Origin of the sequence: Mycobacterium sp. (genome assembly GCF_044370595.1) — a bacterium.
Lineage (GTDB): Bacteria > Actinomycetota > Actinomycetes > Mycobacteriales > Mycobacteriaceae > Mycobacterium.
The window spans coordinates 1-8,324 of record NZ_JBILVF010000150.1 but is presented as its reverse complement, the minus strand read 5'-3'; the positions used below and the strand labels follow the sequence as shown (position 1 = coordinate 8,324).

Annotated in this window: 9 protein-coding genes; 4 read left to right on the top strand and 5 right to left on the bottom strand. The window is 67.7% G+C overall.

Annotated elements, in window-relative coordinates; genetic code table 11:
• Positions 1-47 precede the first annotated feature (47 nt).
• The 3 genes from ADBZ5N_RS15580 to ADBZ5N_RS15570 form a co-directional block, all read right to left on the bottom strand.
• Positions 48-683 carry an LpqN/LpqT family lipoprotein gene (locus ADBZ5N_RS15580; protein ID WP_526258916.1) on the bottom strand — a complete coding sequence of 212 codons (636 nt, stop codon included), beginning with the start codon at positions 681-683 and terminating at the stop codon, positions 48-50.
• A gap of 77 nt (positions 684-760) precedes the next feature.
• Positions 761-898 (bottom strand): hypothetical protein, encoded by a 138-nt coding sequence (locus ADBZ5N_RS15575; protein WP_526258914.1) that lies wholly within the window; start codon positions 896-898, stop codon positions 761-763.
• Positions 899-996: 98 nt separating this feature from the next.
• Complete coding sequence (locus ADBZ5N_RS15570) at positions 997-2,343, bottom strand: flavin monoamine oxidase family protein (RefSeq protein ID WP_526258912.1); 1,347 nt, start codon at positions 2,341-2,343, stop codon at positions 997-999.
• Between the two features lie 107 nt (positions 2,344-2,450).
• Between ADBZ5N_RS15570 and ADBZ5N_RS15565 the strand changes: the two genes are divergently transcribed.
• The gene (locus ADBZ5N_RS15565) at positions 2,451-3,008 is read left to right on the top strand and encodes a TetR/AcrR family transcriptional regulator (protein WP_526258910.1); all 558 of its coding nucleotides are present in this window, start codon (positions 2,451-2,453) and stop codon (positions 3,006-3,008) included.
• A gap of 105 nt (positions 3,009-3,113) precedes the next feature.
• On the opposite strand, the gene ADBZ5N_RS15560 is transcribed toward ADBZ5N_RS15565, so the two are convergent.
• The gene (locus ADBZ5N_RS15560) at positions 3,114-3,761 is read right to left on the bottom strand and encodes a TetR/AcrR family transcriptional regulator (RefSeq protein ID WP_526258908.1); all 648 of its coding nucleotides are present in this window, start codon (positions 3,759-3,761) and stop codon (positions 3,114-3,116) included.
• A 78-nt stretch (positions 3,762-3,839) separates the two neighbouring features.
• On the opposite strand from ADBZ5N_RS15560, the gene ADBZ5N_RS15555 reads away from it, so the two are divergent.
• A complete protein-coding gene (locus ADBZ5N_RS15555) occupies positions 3,840-5,210 on the top strand; it encodes a cytochrome P450 (protein ID WP_526258906.1) in 1,371 nt (456 codons plus the stop codon).
• Positions 5,200-6,606 (top strand): SCP2 sterol-binding domain-containing protein, encoded by a 1,407-nt coding sequence (locus ADBZ5N_RS15550; protein WP_526258904.1) that lies wholly within the window; start codon positions 5,200-5,202, stop codon positions 6,604-6,606. Before ADBZ5N_RS15555 ends, ADBZ5N_RS15550 begins: the two co-directional genes overlap by 11 nt.
• A 116-nt stretch (positions 6,607-6,722) precedes the next feature.
• On the opposite strand, the gene ADBZ5N_RS15545 is transcribed toward ADBZ5N_RS15550, so the two are convergent.
• Positions 6,723-7,436: a DJ-1/PfpI family protein gene (locus ADBZ5N_RS15545; RefSeq protein WP_526258918.1), complete on the bottom strand. Its 714-nt coding sequence runs from the start codon at positions 7,434-7,436 to the stop codon at positions 6,723-6,725.
• Positions 7,437-7,571: 135 nt separating this feature from the next.
• On the opposite strand from ADBZ5N_RS15545, the gene ADBZ5N_RS15540 reads away from it, so the two are divergent.
• Entirely contained in the window at positions 7,572-8,288 is a 717-nt protein-coding gene (locus ADBZ5N_RS15540) for a PhzF family protein (protein WP_526258902.1), read from the top strand.
• Positions 8,289-8,324 lie beyond the last annotated feature (36 nt).

Here is an 8,324-nt window from a genome sequence, read left to right as displayed (position 1 = left end):
CCGTACATCAGAGGTTCTGCTCCCATGCGAATTCTCCCGTCCGGAGGTCAGCGTGCCGACAGCACCTGGAAGCCGTCGATGATGCTCTGGGCGTCCTCGGCGTAGCTGCCGCTGTCGAGGTCGACCGCCTGGATGGTGAGCGTCGCGACATAGGTAGCGTCGCCGGACTGGTACACCACCACCCGGGTAGCGGCACTGCGCGGCGGAACCGCTCCGGTGGCCGGTGCGGTGTAGGTGCTCGTCATCGCCGGCAGGCCGCAGGCCTGGTCGGCCTGGGTGCTCAGATCGGTCGCACCGGCCTTGCCGACGAGGATCTCGTTCTGCGCGTCGAGAATCTGTTGGGCATCGGCTCCCTCGGCGCTGATCCGGTTGAGCGCGACGACCGCGTTCGGGGTGAATCCGTCGGCAGCCAGCCCCGGGTTGAGGAGCGCCATCCTGATGGTGTCGTCGGCGGGGTCCAGAGCCGGGGGTTGTTCCCAGCCCGGCGGCACCGGGATGCGCAGGCGCGGTTCCTGACTGTCTGAGCGGGGAACGTCGAGCATCGTCGAATCGACGGTCTGGCATTCCGTTCCCGCGGAATCCGAAGCGCCGGGATCGGCCGCGGCGACCCCGGCCGCCAGCGGAGTGCCGAAGAGGGCGGGGAGGAACACCAGGGCTGCTTTGCGATACAGGGCAGTCCCCATGGCAGGCCTCCCGAATCCGGACACTTCGATGGTAGGGCCAGGCAGCCATCGTCGCGCGATAATCCGGGCCGAGCGCCTCACCCGCCAGAGTTGACCACATCGGCGCCGACCGGCGCCGCGGAGCCCTGTCGGACTCGGGCACCGGCGGCGGGCGGAAACGGGACGTCGCGGTCCAGGCGGCCGAGCAGCAGGTTGAGTTCGCGGCGAGTGCTCACCCTGGCCAGGGCCCGTCGCAGGTCCGAACCCGCGGAGAAACCGTGCAGCCGTCGTGCGACCGGACTTCACCGTCCTGCGATCGGGATCTGACCATCACTCAGTCGAGTTGGGCGAGGACCTCTTGAGCTGCGCGCTCACCGGAGGAGATGGCGCCGTCGATGTAGCTGGCGAACCGGGCAGCGGTTTCCGTGCCGGCAAAGTGGACTCGTCCGAGGGGCTCGGCGACCCGCTGCGCCAGCCTCAACGTGCCTGGGATGGGGACGGCCGAGTAGCCGCCGCCGCTGTAGATCTCGTTCTCCCAGGACACGTTCACGACCGTCCGGGGTTGGCGGGCCGCGGGGCCGAACCACCTGCTCAGGGCCTCTAATATCCGCTCCTGGCGGATGCCGGGAGGATGCTGTGCGAGTTCGACGCTCTTGGCTCCGCAGGTGAGTGACGCCAACACGCCAGGGCCGCCGGGCGGCGAGACGTCGAACGCCGAGGACACCGCCCCGTCGGGATCGATCGCTTCGCCAGACCAGCCACCGTCCCGCCAGAACGGCCGTTCGTAGACCGCCAGCAGCTTCGTCACCGACCCCATGGGCATCCGCGCGATCAAGTTCGCCCGCCACGGTGGCAGCCCCGGTTTCCAGGCAAGCCCACCAACTCGCGGGGGTGGCAGCGCGACGATGACGTACCTGGCAGCGATGGTCGAATCGTCGGTGACAACACGCACTCCTGCCACGTCGTGGTGGATCTCTCGAGCTGGCGTTGCGAGGTGCAGCCGGGAGCCCAGGAGTGCGGCGATCTTCAGCGCAGCCGCATCGGCCCCACCGATCACGAGATCTTGTTGGGCACCCCCGTCGGTGCCCAACTCCGCAAGCAGGCCACCAGGCTGGTCTGCCATTGACACCAGATTCCCCATCGAGACCTGCGTGAGTTCTGTCGAGTAGAGCAGCACGAGCGCTGTCTCGATCGTCGCCCGCGCGCGCCGTGACGGTACCCAGCGCCTCAGCCAGTCCGCCACCGTTACGCCGTCCAGCCGGTCGGCGCATTCCTTCGGCCGGCCCTTGACCGACGCACGGCGAACCAGCCACTCCGCGTGCAGCAGTCCAGCGACGGCAGCCGGGAGTGCCGTCGCCGGTAGCGGGAGCGGCCGTGCTCGACGAAGCGTCTCCGACGTTCCGTCCCACCACGCAGCACTCCCGGACGCGGGCGTGGGGAAGGTGGTGAGCTCGAAGCGGTCGAGCAGCGCCCGGAAATGCGAGTGGCCGGCGCCAACCCACATCCCGCCGAGGTCTAGGGGAACCCCGGCGTCACGATGAGTCCAGACGCGGCCCCCTACCCGGTCCCTCGCCTCCAGCACCATGACGTCGCGTCCGCGGTCGGTCAGTCCGAGCGCGGCGACCAGACCCGCGTATCCAGCGCCGATCACGATCACCTCGGCGTCCGTCGTCGCGCTCATGGTCCTCCCAGCCCTCCGGACGTAGACGGACAATTTTTGTACAACTAGTGTTATAAATAAACTAACAGCGATTGCCCAGGAGCAGCAACCGGGAGGAGGGAGCGAACATGCCGCGGCAAGTAGACGGCGAAAGTCGGGATCGAGACATCCGGGCCGCGACCCTGCGCGTCATCGCTTCGCACGGCGTCAGCGGTGTGACGATCCGTAAGGTGGCGAGCGAACTTGGAGCCTCCACAACGGTCATTACGCACTTCACCCGCGACAAGGATGAACTGCTCCGTCGTGCAGTCGGCGCCGAACTCGAGGAGCGGCGACGCCGAGTCGCCGAAATTGCCGCCACCGCAGACGATCCCTTCTGGGCGGTTATGGAGTGGACAGTCGACGCGGATCCCGACGGTGTCTGGCCGGCACTGGTGTCGGCTGCTGCGGCCAACGTTGTTCCAGCTATAAGCGAACTCGTACGGGCGTTTGACCGCTGGTGGACCAGCCTGGTCGCCCGACTCGTCTCTGACAGGCTCGTCGAAGGTCTTTCAAAGCGAGACGCCGCCGACGCCATCGGAATCGTCGCAGAAGGACTGCTGCTGCCCCTCGATGCTGCCAACTGGTCCGCTGCCCGTCGTCGCCGCCTCGCCCGAACCCTGATCATTCCTCTGCTCAGGAGGTGAGTCGAGCGTGGTGATTGAGATCAGGATCGTCGTCTGGATCGCAGTCCTGCCACAACGGGTCGGGTTCCCGGACTCGCCACGAAATCCAGAAAACCGCCTGGGCCATCACGCCCGGAAGTAGCCGATCTCATCGGGCGACGAATCCGTCTGTGCCGAGGTGATTTTGGCTGGCCGGCGCTTACGGCGAGCAGCCTGGGGAGCGGCCGCCACGAGCATGTCGACGAGGAAGCGCACGATCTCTTCGAACGGCCGGTCGCGGGGGATCGTGCTACCCAGCAGTCCCTCGAACATGATGTGCGCGGTGTCGGCAATCAAGACGACGTCGGTGCCACGGCCCAACCCGGGCTGCACCACCGCGAGCAGCAGATCGTCGAGCCAGGCATGAAACTCCTCATGCACCGCGGCAACGGCATCGCTCTGGCCGACTCGGTCATGGGCGTCGATGTGCATACCGCGGTACCGCTCGGCCGATGCCAGGAAGCTCACCAGGGTGTCCATCGGACTGGAACCCGACGCCAGGTCGGCCTCGACCGACTCCCGCGACTCCTCGGCCACCCGCGCCACGACGGCGGCGAAAAGGTCGTCCTTGGTCGGGAAGTACCAGTGGATCGATCCGGCATTGACGCCGACGTCCCCGGCGATGTCGGCGATGCTGGTGCCCTTGTAGCCGTGCGCCTCGAAGCGATGCCGCGCCGCGGCGATGACCGCATCGAGACGGTCCGCCCGGGGGATGCTGCGTCGGTTCGGGGGCATCACTGCAGGGTAGTTCCCTTCTTGACTTCTCACCAAGAAAGTTCTTGACTAATCATCAAGAAGTCCGAAGGGAGGGGCATGGAGCGCAACGCGGGCACCGTCGCCGTCACCGACGCGCCGCCACGCAACCCGCTGCCGCTGCGACGCCAACTGGCCGTGATCCGCAGATTCGACTCCGGGCCGCAAGTGCTGCGTGACGCCGGCGGACCGGTGACCCGGCTTTATCTCGGCCCGCCGTCGCTTGTGCCGCAGGTGGTCGTGGCCACCTCGCCCCGGGCGGCCCGCGACATCCTCACCCATAGCCCCGAGAAACTAGAGCGCACCTCCGTGCACGACGAAATCCGAAATCTGCTGGGACCCAACCTGTTCGATATGCGCTACCGGCAATGGCTACCGCGCCGGCGGGCGCTCCAGCCGATATTCACCAAGCAGAGCGTGCATCAATTCGGCGGGCACATGGCGGAGATCGCCGAGGCAGTCGCGCACCGCTGGCCCGACGGTGCGCGGATCGACCTGGACACCGAAGCCCGGCGGGTGACGCTGGGGGCGCTGGGCCGATCGGTGCTCGGCCTGGATCTGGAATCTCAAACCGATGCCGTGGCCGAGCCGGTACGGACGGCGATCAGCTACACCGCCGACCGCGGCGCCAATCCCTTCCGCGCCCCGCGGTGGCTGCCAACTCCTGCCCGCCGCCGCGCCCGCGCCGCCAGCGCCGCTCTGCATCGGCTTGCCGGCGAGATCCTCCAGGCGTGCCGGGCCGACCCGGACCGCGACGCTCCGCTGGTGCAGGCGCTGATCGCAGCCAGGGATCCCGAGACCGGCGGGGAGTTGTCCGACGCCGAGATCCGCGGCGAACTCGTCGTTTTCATGATCGCCGGGCATGACACCACATCGACCACGCTGACGTACGCGCTATGGGTTCTTGGCCACCACCGCGAAGTCCAGGACCGCGTGCGTGCTGAGGTGGCCGGTCTCGGTCAACGCCCGCTGACCCCGGCGGACGTCCCACACCTGCGCTACACCGTCGCGGTACTGCACGAGGCACTGCGGCTGTGCCCACCGGCGCCCGTGGTCACCCGGACCGCGACGGCCGACATCGACGTCGCCGGTTACCGGGTCGAGGCCGGCACGGAGTTGGTGGTCGGGATCAGCGCCATGCACCGCGACCCCGCCCTCTGGGACAGGCCGCTGATCTTCGATCCCGACCGGTTCAGTCCGCCGAACTCGGCGGGCCGCGACCGCTGGCAGTACCTGCCCTTCGGGGGCGGTCCGCGCTCCTGCATCGGCGACCACTTCGCTATGCTCGAAGCCACCATGGCTCTGGCGACGATCATCCGCGATGTCGAAATACATTCCAGCGCTCACGAATTCCCGGTCACCACACCCTTCACCGCTGTCGCCGCCGGTCCGGTCCGGGCCATCGTCCGCAAGGTTCGCCATGACGGCTGACGACATCGACGATGGACTGCCGAGGCTGCCGATCTTCGACGGGACCAAGCAGCCGCAGCACCGGCCGGCACCCTCAAAGCTCACGTTGACGGCCTACCCGGATCGCCCTGCCCAACCGATGAAGATCCGCGCCGGGGCCGAGGAGATCCGGGCGCTCGCCTTGCGGTCGGGTGCTGACGACGTCGGGCTGGTGTCGGTGGAGCGTGAGGACATGGCCGCGCAGCGGGCCGACATCGAGGAGTTGCTGCCGGGGGCACGCACGGCGATCGCGTTCGTGGTGAAGATGAATCGCGGCAACGTCCGCGCGCCGGCCCGCTCCGTGGCCAACTCCGAATTCCACCACAGCATCGACGAGACCAACGAGGTGGCGCGGCGCATCACCCGAGAACTCGAGACGCGGGGGCACCGCGCTGTGTGCCCGCCGGGTGGGTTCCCGATGGAGGTCGACCGATTCCCGGGCAAGATCTGGACGATCTCGATGAAACCCATCGCGGTGGCCGCGGGCCTGGGTCAGATGGGAATCCACCGCAACGTCATCCACCCCCGGTTCGGAAACTTCATCCTCATCGGGGTGGTGCTCACCGACGCCGAGATCGCTGACGATCGCCAGGGGCAGCCCATCGACTGGAACCCCTGCCTGGGCTGCAAACTATGCGTCGCGGCCTGCCCGGTCGGGGCTATCAAAACCGACGGCGGCTTCGACTTCGCCGCCTGCACCACACACAACTACCGCGAGTTCCTCGGCGGCTTCGCAGACTGGGTCGGCCAGGTCGCCGACAGCACCGGACGCTCGGACTACCAGCAGAAGGTTACGACCTCGGAAACGGCCAGCGTCTGGCAGAGCCTGTCGTTCGGCGCCAACTACAAGGCCGCCTACTGCATGTCGGTCTGCCCGGCCGGAGAGGACGTGATCGGAACCTACCTCGCTGACCGGCAGCAGCACGTGGCCGAGGTCGTGAGACCACTCACCGAGAAGGCCGAACCGGTCTACGTGGTGGCCGGTAGCGACGCCGAAGCGCACGTCCGCGCCCGCTTCCCGCACAAGCAGGTGCGGCACGTCACCAACGGTCTCGCCCCGGCGAACGTGGAGGCGTTCGTGGCCGGCTCGCCTTTGGTGTTCGCCGCCAAAGCGGCCAAGGACGTCTGCCTGCGAGTGCATTTCGCCTTCCGCGGCAGCAGTTCGCTGCAGGCCACCTACGTCATCGACAACGGGACACTGCAGATCGAGCCCGGCCGATCGGGGGATCCCGACCTGTCGGTGGATGCCGACGCCGACACCTGGCTGGCGATCACCCGCGGCGAGAAGAACCCGGTATGGGCGGTGCTCACCCGGAAGTTGCGGATCAAGGGCTCGGTCCGCCACCTGGAGACGTTCCGGCGCTGCTTTCCGATCTAGGCGGCCAGTGGATCGAATACGGTTGCGGGGCAGCGGAATCAGCTCGCCGCTTGCACCTCTCGCAGCGCACCGTGCGCAATCACCTCGACCGCGCTGCGCCTGGCCGACCAGACCGGCTACCTCCGTTTCCTGGCGCGCTCCAGAGCCGCCTTCCATAACAGCCGGACCGACTGGCCTAGTTGGCGTTCGACGATCGTCTGTTTGGTCAGCATCGCCGTCGCGGAGGCTCTGGTCACCGCCGACGCTTTGGAGACGTGGCCGGAATCGAAGGGCGGTTGGGGGTCGTATTCGATGACGAGCTGGATCGCCTTGGCCAACGCCTCGCCGCCCAGCTGACCAGCCAGCCACAGCCCCAGGTCGATTCCGGCCGAGACTCCGGCGGCTGTGACGATGCGGCCCTGTTGCACGATCCGCTCGTCGTTCGCGGGCGTCACGCCGAAGGTCCGCAGCATCGGCACCACCATCCAATGGGAAGTGGCGCGCCTGCCCGCCAGCACGCCTGCGGCGGCCAGGATCAGGGATCCGGAGCACACCGAGGTGGTCCATGTTGCCGTCTGGTGGGCACGGCGAACCCACTGGAGTAGCTTCTCGTCGCGTGCGTGCTCGAACGTCGACATGCCCCCTGGCACCACAATGATGTCCGGCGAGGGGATTTCATCGAACGAGTGTGTTGCCCCGACCACCAGGACACCCGAGTCCGCGGTGATTGGTCCGGGTTCGTGCCACACGAAACGGACCTCAGCGCCGGGCAAATTGCGCAGAACTTCGTAGGGGCCGATGAAGTCCAGGGCGGTGAATCCCGGATAGAGAACGATGGCGATCTCGGTCATCTCTCTACCTTGCATCAGGCGTACGTCCACCTCCACCGCGCCGCCCCACCTGGCCCGAACCCTGATCAGTTCTCGGGAGGTGAACCACCACGGCAGCGGCCGCGGCGCGGCGGCGGCATGTAGTGTCCATCCCATATGAGCGATATGCGCGTGAGGGGAATCGAAGTAGCCGTGCTTCGCGTATTCACTGACATCGCAGGCAATTTCGGCAATCCCCTCGGAGTTGTCGATTCGGCTGCGCTTCCGGTGCCGCGGCGGCAGGCGCTCGCGACCGACTTGGGTTACAGCGAGACGGTGTTCGTCGACCTGCCCGCGGCCGGCGCTACGACGGCGCACGCCTGGATCTTCACCCCGACAACCGAACTGGCCTTCGCCGGGCACCCCACGGTGGGGGCGGCGTGGTGGCTACGCGAGCGCGGTACCCCCATTGCTACCCTGCAGGTCCCGGCGGGCATGCTGCAGGTCCGCTACTCCGATGATCTGACCGCCGTTGTGGCCAGCGCCGGATGGGGCCCGGAGTTCGTCATCCACGCCCTGCCGGCAGCGGACGAGGTGCTTGCCGCCGACCCCGCCGACTACGCCGACGACGGCTACCACTACCTGTGGGCGTGGCTCGACCGCGACCGCGGACACATCCGGTCGCGGATGTTCGCCAACGAACCGGGCGTGCCCGAAGACGAAGCCACCGGTTCGGCCGCGGTTCGCCTGACCGGTCACCTGCGCCGCGACCTCACCATCACCCAGGGCCGGGGATCGCAGATCCTCACCTCCTGGTACCCCGACGGGCGGGTATCGGTCCAGGGCCGGGTGGTCAGTGACGGGGTGCGTCGTCTCGGCGACCGACCGTCATGAAACCCGGCAACAACAACGGCCATGCCGCGGCGAGTG